The sequence below is a fragment of the Actinomadura sp. CNU-125 genome (assembly GCF_001942465.1).
In the GTDB taxonomy this organism is placed as follows: Bacteria; Actinomycetota; Actinomycetes; order Streptosporangiales; family Streptosporangiaceae; genus Spirillospora.
Window position 1 is genome coordinate 1 of sequence record NZ_MKJY01000432.1, and the last position, 16,181, is coordinate 16,181.

A 16,181-nucleotide genomic window follows, 5' to 3' on the forward strand; every position below is an offset into this window, starting at 1 on the left:
CGGGGGCTTCGCCCCGGCCTGCTCCTGCACCCACCCGGTCTCGTACTCCTCCGCGGGCGCACTGCGGCGGGCCTGGTCCCAGCGGTACGCGAGCACGGCCAGCGCGGCGGCCCAGCCCGGCGCCACGCTCGCCTGCGGCAGCGGCTGCGCCACCGCGGCCGTGATCACCCCGGCGGCGCCCAGCGCGAGCACGGTCGTCCGCCACGGCGCGTACCCGCGCAGCCGGAACGCGACCACGGCGACCGGAACCGCGAGCGCCCCCAGCAGCAGTTCGGATGCCAGATAGGGGGGACGACCGTCGTCCGAGTACAGGCTTCCCAAGGGAATCGACAACGCGAGCCAGGACGCCACCACTGCGACGACCGCCATTCCCGTGGGCGAACGCAAGGTCAGGTGCACCACGACGAGCAGGATCACCGCGAACGCGGCCGTCCCCAGCACCGGCCCGTCCAGCACCACCATGGCCGACAGCACGAGGGCGACCAGAAGCAGCCCGCCCAGGAAGCGCAGCCCGGGCGGGAATTGGAAGTAGCGCCAGCGCAGGCGCTCGAAGAGATCCCGTGCCCCGGCGCCGGTCGCCGGGCGGGAGCGGGACCTGCCGAACGAATCCATCAAAAGCGAGTAAAGCGCAGTGGCGCGCCGAACGGGACTCCCCCGGCTCGGTTCGTCGTCTCTTACAAAGACACTTGCATCACCTCACGGCAACCGAATGGAGCGTGCCCGGCCGACCGGACCAGGTCATTCGTCTCCCCGACGCGTCCCGGCACGGGCGGACCGGTTCGCGCCCTAAGATCTGGACGCCGGGACGTGCGCGCGCGCCGACCCCCGGCCACCGATTCCGCGCATCACCCAGGGGGACCTCCGTGACCGACCCGACCGGTGCCCTGCCGGGCCTGGACGACGCCGGCTCCGCCGCCGCGACCGCCGGGCCCGCGGGCGTCCCGCGCGCCGCCGGGTACGAGATCGAGAACGAACTGGTCGCGGCACTCGGCGCGGACGGGCGCCCGGTCCGGATCGCCGGGGTGGACGAGGTCGGACGCGGCGCGTGGGCCGGGCCGGTCGTCGTGTGCGCGGCGATGACGGACCTGAGCGCCCCGCCCGTCCTGCGCGGCCGCGGCGACCGCACGGTCGCGCTCACCGACTCCAAGCTGCTCACCCGCGCCCACCGGGAGTCGTTCGCCGAGGTCCTGCCCGGCTGGCTCACCGGGCACGCCGTCGGCGCGTCCGCCCCGGAGGAGATCGACGAGGTCGGGATGACCGAGGCGCTGCGGCGCGCCGCCGTCCGCGCGCTCGAGGCCCTGCCCGTCCCGCCCGACGTGGTGATCCTGGACGGCAAGCAGGACTTCCTGCGGCCGCCGTGGCGGGTCCGCTGCGAGATCAAGGCCGACCTGCGGTCGGTGACGGTCGCGGCGGCGTCCGTCCTGGCGAAAGTCCACCGCGACCGGCTGATGGCCGATCTGGACGGGGCGTACCCCGGGTACGGGTTCGCCGACGGCGCCGGGTACCCCTCGCCCGTCCACCAGCGGACGCTGGAGGAGTCCGGGCCGACGCCGCAGCACCGGCTCTCGTGGTCGTACCTGGACGATCTGCCGCGCTGGCGGCACCTGAAGAAGCACCGGGACCCCCTCGCCGGGGAAGGCCAACTCAGCCTCATTTGACCCCGCCCCGTAAAGCATGTCCCCCGTAAGCATCTCCCCCGCGCGGCATGCGTCATCGCCCCGAGTCCGGGTAGGGCCGCTGCGAACGGGAGGTGGATCCATGGACGCCGTCGTGAAGAAGCTGCTGCGCGAGTCCGGGGAGACGTTCTCCGCGGAGGCCAGATTCGAACTGAAGGACACGCCCGCCGCACTGTTCAAGCTCCTCGTCCTCGCCAACCTGCTCAGCGCCCGGATCTCGGCCGGGATCGCGCTGGCGGCGGCCCGCGAACTGTTCGCGGCCGGGGGCGGGACGCCGCGCGGCATGGCCGGGCTGACCTGGCAGGACCGCGTGGACGCGCTGGGCCGCGGCCACTACGTCCGCTACGACGAGAGCACCGCGACCCGGCTGGGCGACACCGCCGAGATCGTCCAGGACAAGTACCGGGGCGACCTGCGCAATCTCGCCGTCCAGGCGGAACGCGACCGGGGCAAGGCGGGCGGCCTGCTGCGCGAGTTCCCCGGGATCGGGCCGACCGGCGTGGACATCTTCTGCCGCGAGGCGCAGGCCGTGTGGCCGTGGCTGCGCCCCTACATCGACGACCAGGTGAAGAAGGGCGCGGACCGGGTCGGTCTGCCCACCGACCCGAAGGAACTCGCGGGCAAGGTCGCCGACAAGGACCTCGCCCGGCTGACCGCCGCGCTCGTCCGGGTCGGCCGCGACAAGAAGCTCGCCGAGTCGGTCAAGGAGAAGGCAACGGCCGGACGGTGACGCCGCCGGCCGCCGCCTTTACGTAGTACAAACGCGGAGAGTTCGGACATTTCGCGCTCCGCACACACCAGGTCGGGCGGTCAGCCCTTGCCGCGCGAGGCGACCCACTCCAGGTTCCAGCCGTACGCCTGGTCGACCGACATCTTCCCCCAGCGGGGACGGCCGGGCGGCGGCGGGACGAACCGGCCCTCCCGGTGGACGACCAGCTCGCCGCCCACGTTCTCGATGAGCGCGAGCACCGCGTCCCGGGAACGGTCCACGCAGTCGTCCATGCGCATCTCGATCGGCGGGGAGCCCACCGGGTACAGGGTCGCGATCGCGTCCAGGCCGCGGAAGTCGTCGGCGCCGTCGTAGATCTCGGCGAACACCAGGATGCGCTTGAAGTCGGCCGCCCGGTCGAGGTTGATGTGCAGGTTCTCGCCCGCCTCGACCGCGCCCGTCCGGTCGTCCTTGTCGAGCCGGACGAACGGCGGCCGGTCGAGCGCGCCCATGTCGCCGAGCGCGTGGATGATGCCCTTGCGCCCGTCCTGCAGCTCCCACAGGCAGCACAGGTCGAGGTCGAGGTCGACGCCGCGGCGGCGCTTGCCGAACAGGCCCTTCGCGACGCCCTCGCGCGCCGTCCAGTTAAGGTTCACGCGCATGTGCCCGGACGCGCCGCGCTTGGTCAGCGACACCGACGGGGCGCTCTTGGTCAGCGAGATCTTGCCGCCCTGCTCCTGCGGCTCCGGCGCGGAGGCCGCGGACGGCGCCGCGGGTGCGGCGGGCGCGGCCGGTGCGGCGGGCACGGACGGTGCCGGTTCGGGCGCGGGCTCGGGGCCCGGGTCGTCGACCGAGATGCCGAAGTCGGTCGCGAGCCCGGCCAGGCCCGTGTCGTAGCCCTGGCCGACCGCGCGGAACTTCCACGCGCCCTGCCGCCGGTACAGCTCGCCGAGCACGAACGCCGTCTCCGTCGTGGCGCCCGTGCTGTCGAACCGGGCGACCTCCGCGCCGCCCGCCGCGTCCACCAGCCGGACGTAGAGCCCCTCGATCTCGCCGAACGTGCCGCCGTCCGCGGACGCCGCGACGACGATCCGTTCGATGGCCGGCTCGACCCGGCCGAGGTCGACCGACAGGACGTCAAGGACGGTCGCGCCGCGCTGCTTGCCCTCGTGCTTCACCGCGCCGGACCCGTGCACCGGCTGGTTGTAGAAGACGAAGTCGTCGTCGGACCGGACGCGGCCGGACTCGGCCAGCAGCAGCGCGGACGCGTCGGCGTCGGGCGTCCCCACCCCGCTCCGCCATCCGAGCTCGACGCGCACCGACGGCACCGAGACCGGGGTGTTGGCGCCCTTCTGCATCGACATGAAACGTCCTCCTCGACCGCCGCTGGTTCCAGAACCCTATGGCCGGTCGCGCGGGCCCCGCGACCTGCCCCGACTCGTTGACGCTCGGCGACGCGCGGGAGTTCCGCCGGTCAGGGCACCCGCGCCGTCCAGCCGGGCGTGGTGAACTTGTCGGCGGCGTACTTCTCGGCCAGCCGCAGCTCGTCCTCGGTCGGCCGGTCGGCGACGAGCCCGTAGCGGCCGCGGAAGTGCCCGATCATCCGCTCGATGATCTCCTCGCGGGGCAGGCCGGTCTGCCGCCGCAGCGGGTCCACGCGCTTGTTCGCGCTCGCGATGCCCTTGTCGGAGATCTTCTCCCGGCCGATCCGCAGCACCCGCGTCATCTTCGCCGCGTCGATGTCGTAGGCCATCGTGACGTGGTGCAGCACGGCCCCGGCGGCCAGCCGCTTCTGCGCCGCGCCCGCGATCTTCCCCTGGTCGGACGCGATGTCGTTCAGCGGCCGGTACCACGCCTCGACGCCCAGCTCGCCGAGCGCGCCCAGCACCCAGTCGTCCAGGAACGCGTAGCTCTCCGCGAACGACATGCCCGCGACCAGCGACTCCGGCGCGTACAGCGAGTACGTGATCGTGTTGCCCGGCTCGACGAACATCGCCCCGCCGCCGCTGATCCGGCGCACCACCTCGACCCCGGCGCGCGCGGCCTCCACCGCGTCCACCTCGTTGCGCAGCGACTGGAAGCTGCCGATGATCACCGCTGGGGACGCCCACTCCCACACCCGCAGCGTCGGCGGCCGCCGTCCCGCGGCGACCTCCTCGGCCAGCACCTGGTCCAGCGCCATGTGGACGGCCGGTTCCTGCGGCCCCTCGTGGATCAGCCGCCACTCGTGGTCGCGCCAGTCCGACGCGTGCGCCAGCGCCCGCCGCACCGCGATGCCCACCGCCTCCGCGGTCAGCCCGAGCAGCACCGTGCCCGGCGGCAGCCCCGCCTCCACCCGCGTGCCGATCTCGCGCGCGTCCAGCCCGGCCGGAAGCCCGTCCAGCGCCGCGTTGATCGCGTCGAGGGCGGCGTCCGGTTCGAGGAAGAAGTCGCCGCTGATCCGCGGGGTCCGCAGGAGCCCGTCCACGACGTCGACATCGGCGACCACCAGCTTGCCGCCGGGAACCTTGTACTCACCGTGCATCACATCAGGTTGAACCCCGCCGCCGCGCCCGCGATTCCGTCCCGCCCGCGCCCTCGACGATCGCGGCGAGCAGCAGCGCGCCGGCCGCGATGCCGAGCCCGTGCTGGACGAGCGCCACGGCCGTGCGCTCGACCGGCGCGTAGTCGCCGGGCCGCAGGAAGACCAGCGGCAGTTTCCACGCGCTCCACGCGAACAACGACCCCGACGCCGTGAAACCCAGGCTCGTCGGCAGCCACGCCGGTGTGCCCGGACGGCGCGTCGCGACGGCCCACGCGCCGACGAGCGCCCACACCGCGGACGTGCCCAGGAGCAGCCGCGCGTCCGTGTTCATCCGGTCGCGCGCCCGGGGTCCAGGCCGAGCGTCCCGCCCGCCGCCCAGTACGTCCACATCGCGGCGAGGCACAGGCACAGCACCGCCGCGGACCGCGCGTGCGCGCGCCCTGCGGCCGCCGCGCGCGTCGCCGCGTCCGCCGAGCCGTCCGGCGAACGCGGCGGGCCACCGCTCCCGGAGGTAGAGGGGAAGCGCGACCGCCAGGCCCGCGGCCATGCCGATGAAGCCGATGCCGAGGAACGCCGCCTCCCACGCGGGCATCGTCCCCTCCCCGCCGGAACCGCCGCCGCCCGTGTCGACGAGAACGCCGAGGACCATGAACGGGAGCATCGGGACGAGGAATCCCGCGCCGATCCACGCGACGAGGAGCAGCGGCGCGGCCGGGATCCGCCGGCCCCAGTCGCGGGCCAGGGCGAGGCCGAGCGCGATCCCGACCCCGGCCATCCCGACCGTCACCGCGTTCAGCACGATCCAGTCCGCGCCGCCGACGTCCGACGGCACGGCGCCGAGAAGCCCCGCGACCACCCAGACGACCTTGACGACCAGGTACAGCGACAGGCACGCCGCCGCGCCGTGGCCCGCGGCCCGCCGCACGGCCGTCCACCGGCGGCCCACCGGCCCCGGCGTCAGTTCCGCTTCCATGATCGGCAGTTTTCGCCGTCACGACGCGCGCCGCCTCCCCCGTGCGGGCCGCCCGCCTCCCCCGGACGGGCGAGGCGCGGGCCCTCAGGCGTCCGCGGGTTCGTGGCGGACGGGGAAGTTCACCGAGTTCGCGATGAAGCACAGTTCGTGGGCGCGTTCGTGGAGGGCCGCCGTCTCGGCCGCCCGCGCCGGATCGGCGAGCGTCACCCGGGGGCGCAGCACGACCTCCTCGAACCGGCCGCCGCCGCCGGCGGTCTCGGCCATGGTGCCGATCGGGTCGTCGGTGTAGGCGGTGACGACGACGCCCGCGGCGGCGCACAGGTGCAGGAACCACAGCATGTGGCACTCCGACAGGGAAGCCACCAGCAGTTCCTCCGGGTTCCACCGGGCCGGATCGCCGCGGAACGCCGGGTCGGCGCTGCCCGCGATCGGCGGCTTGCCCTCGGCGCGGATCTCGTGGGCCCGCTCGAACGCGCGGTACGAACTCGTGCCCGTCCCGGTGTTGCCCGTCCAGGCGACCGACACCTCGTAGCGATGGGTCTTCGGCATGCCCGTCTCCTCCTTCACTCCAGTGCCGTGCCGGTCGCGTGGACGTGGTCGCCCGCGATGCGTCCCGCCGCGGCCGGGTCGCCGTCCGCGATCGCCCGCAGCAGCCCCCGGTGCTCGGCCGCGACGGCGTCCGGACGGTCCGGCGCGGCGAGCGTCGCGCGCGTCGACACGACGATCCGGTCCCACAGCCGGTCGAGGGTCTCCAGCGCGACCGGGTTCCCGGCGAGTTCGGCGACGCCCCGGTGGAACCGGCGGTTGAGCCCGATCGCCCGGTCGAGGTCGCCGTCGGCCGTCACGCGTTCCAGCAGTTCGGCGTCGCGGTGCAGGGCGGCGAGCGCGGCGGGGGCGATCAGCCCGGCCGCCCAGCGGTCGGCGGCGTCCCGCGCGGTGAGCGCTTCGAGCGCCGCACGGACCGCGTAGGCGCCGGCCAGCTCGTCCGTCCCGAACCCGCGCACCACCACGCCGCGCCCGACGCCGCGCACCAGGCCGTCGCTCTCCAGCCTGCGCAGCGCCTCCCGGATCGGGGTCCGGCCCGCCGCCAGCGCCGCGCCCACCGTGGCCTCGGTCAAGCGCTCGCCCGGTGGGTACTCGCCCGCGACGATCAGTTCGCGCAACCGCCGGTACACCGCTTCCGCCTGCATGTTCCTCCTTTGCATGCAAAGCATACATTACATTCAAAAGGGGGAAACGGCACGGAAACGACCGCCCGGACACACTCCCCGCCATGCCCAAAGAGACCGTCCCGCCGGGCCGTGGACGGGCACCGGCACGGTACCGGTGGCCTATCGTCGCGCTCGTGATCGCGTGCATCGCCCTCCTCGCGGCGGGCGCCCCGGCCCCGCAGCGGTTCCGGCCGCCCGCCGCGGTGCTCGCCGCCGCACCGCCCCCGTCGCCGTCGCCCTCACCCTGGCCGTCGCCGGGGTTCGGCCCGGCGGAACGGGCCGAACTCACCCGCGTCCTCGACGCCTGCCTGGACGACCGTCCCGGTTCGGTGTCGCTCGCCGTCCGGGACGCGTCCGGCGGCCTCTCCTACGTGTACGGGGACGAACTGCGCACGGCGACGGCCAGCATCGTCAAGGTGAACATCGTCATGGCGCTGCTCCTGCGGGCCCAGCACGACGGCCGTCCGCTCACGTCCGCCGAGCGGGCCCTCGCCGAACGCGCCGTCACGGTCAGCGACAACGCCGCCGCCACCGCCCTCTGGCACGCCGTCGGCGGCGCCGACGGGCTGGCGGCCGCGAACGAGGAGTTCGGCCTGCGCGACACCGTCCCCGGGCCCGGCGGCTTCTGGGGTTCCACGACGACCGGCGCCGCCGACCAGGCCGAACTCCTGTCCGCGCTCGTCTCCCCCGCGAGCCCGCTGTCGGCGCCGAACCGCCGCTACGTCCGGGACCTCATGGCCGACGTGGTCCCCGAGCAGGCATGGGGCGTGAGCGCCGCCGCCGAACCGGCCGGCGGAGCGGCCCTGAAGAACGGCTGGCTGCCGCGCGAGATCCACGGGGGCCGCTGGACGATCAACAGCATCGGCCTCGTCCGCGCGGCCGGGCGGCTGCTGCTGATCGCCGTCCTGTCCGAGCGGCACCCGGCGATGCGCACCGGGATCGAGACGGTCGAACGCGCGGTACGGACCGTGACGGCCGCGCTCGACCGTCCGCACGAAGCTCGCTGACCCCGCCCACCTGGGGCATTCGCGCTATTCGTCCGGATGCCGTCATACTCTCCGACGACCCGGGCCCACCCCCCGTGCTGAAGGAGTCGACGGCATGCGCTCTCGGTCACTGGTGTACGACGTCGCGGCGGTCATCGCGCGGATCGGCGTAGGCGTCGTGTTCATGGCGCACGGCTGGCAGAAGATCGAGGCGGGCGTCACCGCGACGGGCGAGAACTTCGACGCCCTCGGGGTGCCGCTCCCGACCGCCGCCGCCGTCTACGCGGCGTTCGTAGAGCTGCTCGGCGGGGCCGCGCTGATCGCCGGGATCGCCCTGCCGGTCACCGGCGCCTGCTGTTCGTCGACATGGTCGGCGCGTTCCTGTTCGTGCACGCCGACCGGGGCCTGTTCATGGTGGACGGCGACCGCGCGCAGAACGGCTACGAGCTGGTCGTCGCGCTCGGCATGGCGGCCCTGCTGCTCGCCGCGGGCGCCGGAGGACGGCTGACGCTCGACGCCTGGATCGTCCGGAAGCGGGCGGCGCGTCCGGACGAACCGGCCGATGAGGACGACGAGGAGGACGTGGAGAGCTTCGTGGAGTCGCTCCGGCAGGCGGAGCCGGCGTTCCCCGAGCCCGCCGCGAAGGCCCCCGAGCCCGCGCCGAAGCCCGCGCCGCGTCCGGCGAAGAAGGCGCCGTCCCGCCGGTCCGCCCCGAAACCGGCCCCCGAACCGGCCCCCGAACCGGCCGGGCCCCCGGCGCCGCCCGCCGGGACCGAGGACGACAAGCCCGTGGCGGGCCGCCGCAAGGCCGCCCACCGGCGCCGCACCGGGGACACCCAGCCCGTCAAGCCCCCGTCGGACGACGGGGAGGGCGCCCCCTCGTGAACCGGGTCAGCCGGAGTGGGCGCGCAGCGCCGCGATGAACCACTCGAACGACGGGACGGCCGAGGCGCGCGGCTCCCGCCCGTTGATGATCGCCAGCAGGCTCCAGTAGCGCTCCACGCGGGCGTCGGTGAACGCCGCCATCTCGTCGGCGACCGCCGCGCGCTCCGCGACCGGGACGTCCGGATCGGCGATCCGCTCGACCACGGCGCGGCCCTCCGGCGACGCGGGCGCGATCCCGTCCGCCAGGGCCCGCCCCGCGTGTTCCATGACCGCGCCCGGGTCGATCGCGTACCGCTGCTCCCGCGCGGGCCGTCCGGCGACCGCCATGTCGCGGACGCGCCGCCGGAAGTCCTCGTCGGCGACCAGCTCGCCGAGCTCGATCCACGCGTCGACCTGCTCGGGCGCCGGATCGTCCGGCAGCTCGGCGGCCCGCCGCATGTTCTCCGCGATGCCCGGCGCGGGCGAGCCGGGATCGACCCCCTCCAGCACGTACCGGACGAACTCGTCGATGATCTCCTGCCGCTCCCGCGCGGACATCCGGGCAAGCTTGTGCATCAGCAGTGTCTCCTCCTTCGTGGTCGCGCGTTTCGCGACCGTGCCGAGCACCGCGCGGCGCGTCCGCAGCAGCCGGATCTCCGCGTCGAGCGCCGCGACGTGCGCCGCCGCGACCTCCGCGACCGTGGCGGCGTCCGTCAGGACCGCCTCGACCTGGTCCAGACCCAGCCCCAGCTCGCGCAGCGTCCGGACGAGGTCCAGGCGGGCCACCGCCGCCGCGTCGTACAGGCGGTAGCCCCCCGCGGAACGGCCCGCCACCGGGATCAGCCCGGCGTCGGACCAGAACCGGACCGTCCGCGTGGGCAGCCCGCACCGTTCGGCGAGCCGCCCGATCGTGAACAGTTCCGCGCTCGTGCTCATGGCTCGACTGTGCACCTTCCAGCCGCTGGAAACTCAAGTCGTCCACCGCGTTCCGCGGGCGGGCGGGCACGGACGAAGCGGGCGGTCGGGTCGTCCGCCGGGAAGTACGCCTCGACGGCGAGTTCCTCGAGGGTGATGTCGAAGGCCGCGCCGAAGGTGGTGATCGTGTTGAAGAAGTGCAGCTCCGCGCCGCGATGCCCGATCCGGATGGGCAGCGCGATGTCGGCGGGGTCGAGCGGGGCCGGATCGTCGTCGTCCCCGTAGCCGAGCACCTCCTCGTACAGCGCGCTCAGTTCGGGGTCCCCGGTCCGCGCGACCTGGCGGGACAGGCGGGGCAGCAGGTGGGCGCGGACCTGCCGCAGGTTGCGGCGCGAACCCGCCCGGATGCAGGCCGAGCCGCATCATGTTGACCGGCGGCTCCAGCAGCCGCGGGTCGACCCCGTCGAGGAAGACGTCGACCGCCGCGTTGGCGAGCACCAGGTTCCAGCGGCCGTCCACCACCAGCGCCGGATACGGTTCGTGCCCCCGCAGCACCTGATCGAGCGCGTTCCGGACCCTGCCGAACTCCGGATCGTCCAGCGGACGCTGCCGGAAGACGGGCGCGTGGCCCGCCGCGACCAGCAGCCGGTTCCGCTCGCGCAGCGGGACGCCCAGATGCTCCGCGAGACGCAGGATCATCGGGCGGCTCGGGATCGTCCGTCCGGTCTCGACGAAGCTGACGTGCCGGGCCGAGACCCCCGCCTCGATGGCCAGGTCCAGCTGGCTGAGCCCGCGCCGGTGCCGCCATCCGCGCAGCAGCTCACCGACCGGCCGTTCGCTCTCCATGCCCCAGTCCTAGCCGACCCCGCCGCGCGCACGCCATTACATGGCTCGTAATCGACGGCGGCGGCACCGGCGACGAAGCTGGCGCCATGACACGCGACGATCCGGCCCGACGCAACAAGGAACTCGTCTCCCGCGCCTTCGCGGAGTTCGCCGCCGGGAACATCGGCATCCTGCGCACCGTGCTGCGGGACGACTTCATCGAGCACAGCCCCGGAAATCCTTCCGGCCGCGAGGCTTTCATCGAGTTCATCGCCGACGCCCCCGTCGCCGGGGCGCGGCTCGACCTCCAACGGATCGTCGCCGACGACCGGTACGTCGTCGTCCACTACAACATGGTCCCGCCCGGGGACGGACGCGGGCTCGCGGTCGTCGACATCTGGCGCGTGGAAGACGGCCTGATCGCCGAACACTGGGACGTCGTCCAGCCCGTGCCCGAAGCCGCTCAGACACCGAACGGGATGTTCTGAGCCCACGGAACGGACGAACCCCACAAACGGACGAAGCGGGTGCCGGTCCCACCGGCACCCGCTTCACTTCGTGCGCGCGGTCAGCTGCAGCCGCTGGTGGAGCCGCAGCCCTCGCAGACGTAGCAGCTTCCGGCGGGACGCATCTTCGTGCCGCAGGTCAGGCACAGCGGCGCGTCCTGGGTCCGGCCCTGGCGGCTCTCGATGGCCTCGACGGACGAGTGCGCGCCGTTCGCCGACGCGGGGGCCGCCTCGGCGGTCGCGGGGCGTGCGATCTCCGCGGACTGCGCGAGGCTGTCGTGCCGCGCGTCCTCCTCGTCGTGGAGGCTGGCCGGGTCCTCGCCGTTGGCCTGCATGGCGCGCTCCTCGGCGGTGAAGATGCCGAGGCCCGCGCGCTCCTCGAAGGACAGGTGGTCGAGCGCCAGGCGGCGGAAGATGTAGTCCATCACCGACGTCGCCATGCGGATGTCCGGGTCGTCGGTCATGCCGGCCGGCTCGAACCGCAGGTTGGTGAACTTCTCCACCCACGTCTCCAGCGGCACCCCGTACTGGAGGCTGATGGAGATCGCCATGGAGAACGCGTCCATCACGCCCGCGAGCGTCGAGCCCTGCTTGCCGAGCTTGAGGAACACCTCGCCGAGACCGTCGTCGGGGTAGGACGAGGCGGTCATGTACCCCTCGGCGCCGCGACGGAGAAGCGGGTCACGGTCGCGGGACGCTGCTTGGGCAGCCGCTTGCGGACCGGACGGACCTCGGCGGGCGCCTCGGCGGCCACCGGCTCGGCCTTCTCCTTCTTCCCGGCCGCCGACAGCGGCTGGCCGACCTTGCAGTTGTCGCGGTAGATCGCCAGGGCCTTCAGGCCGAGCCGCCAGCCCTCGAAGTACACCTTCTCGATGTCCTCGATGGAAGCCTGCTCCGGCATGTTGACGGTCTTGGAGATCGCGCCGGACAGGAACGGCTGCGTGGCCGCCATCATCCGGACGTGGCCCATCGGGCTGATCGCGCGCTCGCCCATCGCGCAGTCGAACACCTCGTAGTGCTCGGGCCGCAGGCCCGGGGCGTCCACGACGTGGCCGTGCTCGGCGATGTACTCGACGATCGCCTCGATGCGCTCCTGCTGGTAGCCGAGCTGCTCCAGGGCGCGCGGCACCGTGTGGTTCACGATCTGCATGGAGCCGCCGCCGACGAGCTTCTTGAACTTCATCAGCGCGAGGTCGGGCTCGATGCCGGTCGTGTCGCAGTCCATCATCAGGCCGATGGTGCCGGTCGGCGCCAGCAGCGACGCCTGCGCGTTGCGGTAGCCGTTCTTCTCGCCGAGCTTCAGGCAGTCCTGCCACTGCTTGGCGGCGGCCGCCAGGATCGACTTGTCCATCTCGTGGAGCGTGCGGACCGCGTCGTTCGCGGCGGCGTGCTTGCGCATGACCCGCTTGTGGCCGTCGGCGTTGCGCGCGTACCCGGCGTACGGGCCGACGACGCCCGCCATCTCGGCCGAGCGGCGGTAGGCGACGCCCGTCATCAGCGAGGTGATCGCGGCGGCGAGGGCGCGGCCGCCCTCGGAGTCGTAGGCGTGGCCGGTCGCCATCAGCAGCGCGCCGAGGTTGGCGTAGCCGATGCCGAGCTGCCGGTAGTCCCGGGTCGTCTCGGCGATCTTCTCGGTGGGGAAGTCGGCGAACGTGATGGACACGTCCATCGCCGTGATGACCAGCTCGGTCAGCTTGACGAACGACGCGATGTCGAACGTGCCGTCCGCGCCGAGGAACTTCAGCAGGTTGATGCTCGCCAGGTTGCAGGACGAGTTGTCCAGCGACATGTACTCCGAGCAGGGGTTCGACGCGGTGATGCGGCCCGTCTCGGGGTTGGTGTGCCAGTCGTTGATCGTGTCGTCGTACTGGATGCCCGGGTCGGCGCACTCCCACGCGGCCTTCGCCATCTGCCGGAACAGGTCCTTGGCCTTGATCGTCTCGACGACCTCGCCGTTCATCCGGGCGCGCAGCCCGAACTCGCCGTCCGACTCGACGGCGTGCATGAACTCGTCCGACACCCGGACCGAGTTGTTGGCGTTCTGGTACTGGACGCTGCCGATGTCCTTGCCGCCGAGGTCCATGTCGAACCCGGCGTCCCGCAGCGCGCGGATCTTGTCCTCCTCGCGCGCCTTGGTCTCGATGAACTCCTCGATGTCGGGGTGGTCGACGTCGAGCACGACCATCTTCGCCGCACGCCGCGTGGCCCCGCCGGACTTGATCGTCCCGGCGGAGGCGTCCGCGCCGCGCATGAACGAGACCGGGCCGCTGGCGGTGCCGCCGGACGACAGCAGCTCGCGGCTCGACCGGATGCGGGAGAGGTTCAGGCCGGCGCCGGAGCCGCCCTTGAAGATGACGCCCTCTTCCTTGTACCAGTCGAGGATCGACTCCATCGTGTCGTCCACCGACAGGATGAAACACGCCGACACCTGCTGCGGGGACTTCGTGCCGACGTTGAACCAGACCGGCGAGTTGAAGCTGAACATCTGGTGGACCAGCGCGTGCTTCAGCTCGTGGTCGAAGATCTCGGCGTCCTCGTCGGAGGCGAAGTAGCCGTTCTCCTGGCCCGTCTTCACGTACATGCTCACGACGCGGTCGACGAGCTGCTTGAGGCTCCACTCGCGCTGCGGGGTGCCGATCGCGCCGCGGAAGTACTTCGACGTGACGATGTTGACCGCGTTCAGCGACCAGAAGTCGGGGAACTCGACGCCGCGCTGCTCGAAGTTCACCGTGCCGTCGCGCCAGTTGGTCATGACGACGTCACGGCGTTCCCAGTTCAGCTCGTCGTACGGATGCACACCGGGCTTGGTGAAGATCCGCTCGACCTTCAGGCCCTTGCGTGCTCCCTTGCCGCGCCGTGCCGCCTGGCCGCTGACCGTCTCCGTCATGACCTTCCCCCTCTCGGGCCCTCCCGCCGGGCCCTGTCCAGGAACAACTCCGCCGCCGCGCGGGGCATGCCCGGCGCGGTGGCGCTTCACGTTCGATGCTTTGTGTGTTTCCGCCGTCCCTAACGGGACGGGCCGGGCTCCCCCGAGGAACCGGCATTGCGCAGTGTTTCGATCTCCCGCGCGAAGTCGTCGAGCGATTCGAAGCTCCGGTACACGGAGGCGAACCGCAGATACGCGACCTCGTCGAGTTCACCGAGCGGACCCAGGATCGCGAGGCCGATCTCGTGCGAGGGGATCTCCGCGGATCCCGCCGACCGGATGTCCTCCTCGACCCGCTGGCCGAGCTTCGCGAGCGCGTCCTCGTCGACGGGGCGGCCCTGGCAGGCCCTGCGCACCCCGGCGATGATCTTCTCGCGGGAGAACGGCTCGGTGACGCCGCTCCGCTTGGCGACCATCACGAGGACATTCTCCTGGGTGGTGAATCGCCGGCCGCATTCGGCGCACGAGCGGCGCCGCCGAATGGCGCCCCCGTCGTCGGTGGAACGGCTGTCGATCACTTTGGTGTCGGGGTTGCGGCAGAACGGGCAGTGCACGTCTCTCCCCTCCCCGACCGATTGGAAGCGCCATCGCGAGAACAGAGCCACAATCACAAGTTGTGGTTAATCCCATGGATGTAACTACTAGATGTTGTGGTCAACCGTACGGGTCTGCGGACGCCAACGCAACCTGATCGACTGCCTCCCGAGTCACACCGGCCCCGGATCCGCTGGTAGCGCGCGGACCGCGCGGCGCCACACGCGGATCACCTCCGGCGTGTCGCGCGCTCGCGCCCCCGGACGCCCGGCGGACGCCCGGCGGACGCCCGGCGGACGCCGCCCGGATGTCTCCCGGACGGCTCCCGGATGTCTTTCGGACGCTCTCCGCCGCCTGCGGCGCCCGCGCCGCCCACGCCATCGCGGGGATCTCGGCGGGCCGTGACGCCGGGTGTGCGACATAGCGGATATGTCTGCTCGACTCATCGCGCCCGACGGGAAACACGGCTCCCCATGCGCGGACTCGGGGCGTCTCTTTTGCCGCCGTTTGAAGCGCCACAGCAAGCTCTCCGGGACGCGGACTCGGCGCGACACCGAGGCCGGGTCCGGCGATTCGAGAACGGCCGAAGGGAAGTCGTGGGAGCGTGGTCTTGCGCATTGGGTTCGGACGAGCAAACCGTGCGGTGCGTATCGGGCGAAGCAGTCATCCCGGACCCCGCCGCGAGAAAATCCGATCGAACGCCTGTACGATGTTCTCGGGATGTCCCCAAGAAAACACCGGTGCACTTCGAACAATTGTTTGATCGGGGCGCCAAAGCGCGATAACGTGCATGACCAGGAGTGACGACATCTAGCGCCCGGGAGGCGAGCGATGAGCAAGGTCCGGGAGCTGCCCGACGGGCCGATGGACGAGTCGGGGCTGACGCAGCGACAGCGCATGGTGCTCGAGGTGATCCGCGACTCGGTGCAGCGTCGCGGTTATCCGCCGTCGATGCGGGAGATCGGCGAGGCCGTCGGCCTCACCAGCACGTCCAGCGTGTCGCACCAGCTCCGCTCCCTGCAGCGCAAGGGGTACCTGCGGCGCGACCCGAACCGGCCGCGCGCGGTCGAGGTCCGGGTGCCGGGGTCGGCCCCCGTGCAGACCGAGCCGGAACCCGCGGACGGGACGCGGCAGGCGCCCGCGTACGTGCCGCTCGTCGGCCGGATCGCGGCCGGTGGGCCGATCCTCGCCGAGGAGGCCGTCGAGGACGTCTTCACGCTGCCCAAGCAGCTCGTCGGCGAGGGAACGCACTTCCTGCTGAAGGTCACCGGCGACTCGATGATCGACGCGGCGATCGCCGACGGCGACTGGGTCGTCGTCCGCCAGCAGCCGGTCGCCGAGCAGGGCGACATCGTCGCCGCCATGATCGACGGCGAGGCCACGGTCAAGACGTTCAAGCGGCGCGACGGGCATATCTGGCTGATGCCGCAGAACTCCGCGTACGAGCCCATTCAGGGCGACGAGGCGTCCGTCCTCGGACGGGTCGTGGCGGTCCTCCGCAAGATGTGAGCGAACCGGAAAGGGCCGCCGGG

General features: G+C 72.6%; 14 protein-coding genes and 3 pseudogenes. 6 read left to right on the top strand and 11 right to left on the bottom strand.

Annotated features, from left to right (window positions below):
* A pseudogene (locus BJF79_RS36035) lies at nucleotides 1-612 on the bottom strand (ATPase); the annotation flags it as partial.
* A 350-nt stretch (nucleotides 613-962) separates the two neighbouring features.
* Here BJF79_RS36035 and BJF79_RS36040 point away from each other — a divergent pair.
* Both BJF79_RS36040 and BJF79_RS36045 read left to right on the top strand, forming a co-directional pair.
* The gene (locus tag BJF79_RS36040; protein WP_075904193.1) at nucleotides 963-1,658 is read left to right on the top strand and encodes a ribonuclease HII; all 696 of its coding nucleotides are present in this window, start codon (nucleotides 963-965) and stop codon (nucleotides 1,656-1,658) included.
* Between the two features lie 100 nt (nucleotides 1,659-1,758).
* Nucleotides 1,759-2,406 carry an endonuclease gene (locus tag BJF79_RS36045; RefSeq protein WP_075904145.1) on the top strand — a complete coding sequence of 216 codons (648 nt, stop codon included), beginning with the start codon at nucleotides 1,759-1,761 and terminating at the stop codon, nucleotides 2,404-2,406.
* 80 nt (nucleotides 2,407-2,486) lie between these two features.
* On the opposite strand, the gene BJF79_RS36050 is transcribed toward BJF79_RS36045, so the two are convergent.
* The 5 genes from BJF79_RS36050 to BJF79_RS36070 form a co-directional block, all read right to left on the bottom strand.
* A complete protein-coding gene (locus tag BJF79_RS36050) occupies nucleotides 2,487-3,749 on the bottom strand; it encodes a TerD family protein (RefSeq protein ID WP_075904147.1) in 1,263 nt (420 codons plus the stop codon).
* Nucleotides 3,750-3,859: 110 nt separating this feature from the next.
* The gene (locus BJF79_RS36055) at nucleotides 3,860-4,909 is read right to left on the bottom strand and encodes a biotin/lipoate A/B protein ligase family protein (RefSeq protein ID WP_075904194.1); all 1,050 of its coding nucleotides are present in this window, start codon (nucleotides 4,907-4,909) and stop codon (nucleotides 3,860-3,862) included.
* Between the two features lie 4 nt (nucleotides 4,910-4,913).
* Complete coding sequence (locus BJF79_RS36060) at nucleotides 4,914-5,882, bottom strand: hypothetical protein (protein WP_075904149.1); 969 nt, start codon at nucleotides 5,880-5,882, stop codon at nucleotides 4,914-4,916.
* 84 nt (nucleotides 5,883-5,966) lie between these two features.
* The gene (locus BJF79_RS36065; RefSeq protein ID WP_075904151.1) at nucleotides 5,967-6,431 is read right to left on the bottom strand and encodes an OsmC family protein; all 465 of its coding nucleotides are present in this window, start codon (nucleotides 6,429-6,431) and stop codon (nucleotides 5,967-5,969) included.
* Between the two features lie 14 nt (nucleotides 6,432-6,445).
* Nucleotides 6,446-7,072 carry a GntR family transcriptional regulator gene (locus BJF79_RS36070; RefSeq protein WP_075904153.1) on the bottom strand — a complete coding sequence of 209 codons (627 nt, stop codon included), beginning with the start codon at nucleotides 7,070-7,072 and terminating at the stop codon, nucleotides 6,446-6,448.
* Between the two features lie 155 nt (nucleotides 7,073-7,227).
* On the opposite strand from BJF79_RS36070, the gene BJF79_RS36075 reads away from it, so the two are divergent.
* Together BJF79_RS36075 and BJF79_RS36080 are read left to right on the top strand one after the other, a co-directional pair.
* Nucleotides 7,228-8,100, top strand: a complete 873-nt coding sequence (locus tag BJF79_RS36075) for a serine hydrolase (protein ID WP_083734505.1) — start codon at nucleotides 7,228-7,230, stop codon at nucleotides 8,098-8,100.
* Nucleotides 8,101-8,194: 94 nt separating this feature from the next.
* Nucleotides 8,195-8,587, top strand: coding sequence for a DoxX family protein (locus BJF79_RS36080; RefSeq protein WP_262403071.1), 393 nt, complete (start codon nucleotides 8,195-8,197; stop codon nucleotides 8,585-8,587).
* A 383-nt stretch (nucleotides 8,588-8,970) separates the two neighbouring features.
* Here the strand turns inward: BJF79_RS36080 and BJF79_RS36090 are convergent, their stop codons facing one another.
* The 3 genes and pseudogenes from BJF79_RS36090 to BJF79_RS67715 all read right to left on the bottom strand — a co-directional run.
* Nucleotides 8,971-9,879, bottom strand: coding sequence for a MerR family transcriptional regulator (locus BJF79_RS36090; RefSeq protein ID WP_075904160.1), 909 nt, complete (start codon nucleotides 9,877-9,879; stop codon nucleotides 8,971-8,973).
* A complete protein-coding gene (locus BJF79_RS67710) occupies nucleotides 9,876-10,151 on the bottom strand; it encodes a hypothetical protein (RefSeq protein WP_410050190.1) in 276 nt (91 codons plus the stop codon). The genes BJF79_RS36090 and BJF79_RS67710 overlap by 4 nt, the downstream gene beginning before the upstream one ends.
* Before the next feature lie 157 nt (nucleotides 10,152-10,308).
* Nucleotides 10,309-10,704 (bottom strand): annotated as a pseudogene (locus BJF79_RS67715) (helix-turn-helix domain-containing protein); the annotation flags it as partial.
* Nucleotides 10,705-10,790: 86 nt separating this feature from the next.
* Between BJF79_RS67715 and BJF79_RS36100 the strand changes: the two are divergent.
* Nucleotides 10,791-11,171: a nuclear transport factor 2 family protein gene (locus BJF79_RS36100; RefSeq protein ID WP_075904162.1), complete on the top strand. Its 381-nt coding sequence runs from the start codon at nucleotides 10,791-10,793 to the stop codon at nucleotides 11,169-11,171.
* Nucleotides 11,172-11,251: 80 nt separating this feature from the next.
* On the opposite strand, the pseudogene BJF79_RS36105 reads toward BJF79_RS36100, so the two are convergent.
* Nucleotides 11,252-14,076 (bottom strand): annotated as a pseudogene (locus BJF79_RS36105) (vitamin B12-dependent ribonucleotide reductase).
* A gap of 119 nt (nucleotides 14,077-14,195) precedes the next feature.
* Nucleotides 14,196-14,669, bottom strand: a complete 474-nt coding sequence (gene nrdR / locus BJF79_RS36110; RefSeq protein WP_075904164.1) for a transcriptional regulator NrdR — start codon at nucleotides 14,667-14,669, stop codon at nucleotides 14,196-14,198.
* A gap of 811 nt (nucleotides 14,670-15,480) precedes the next feature.
* On the opposite strand from nrdR, the gene lexA reads away from it, so the two are divergent.
* Nucleotides 15,481-16,158, top strand: coding sequence for a transcriptional repressor LexA (gene lexA, locus BJF79_RS36115; protein WP_075904166.1), 678 nt, complete (start codon nucleotides 15,481-15,483; stop codon nucleotides 16,156-16,158).
* Nucleotides 16,159-16,181: the final 23 nt, after the last annotated feature.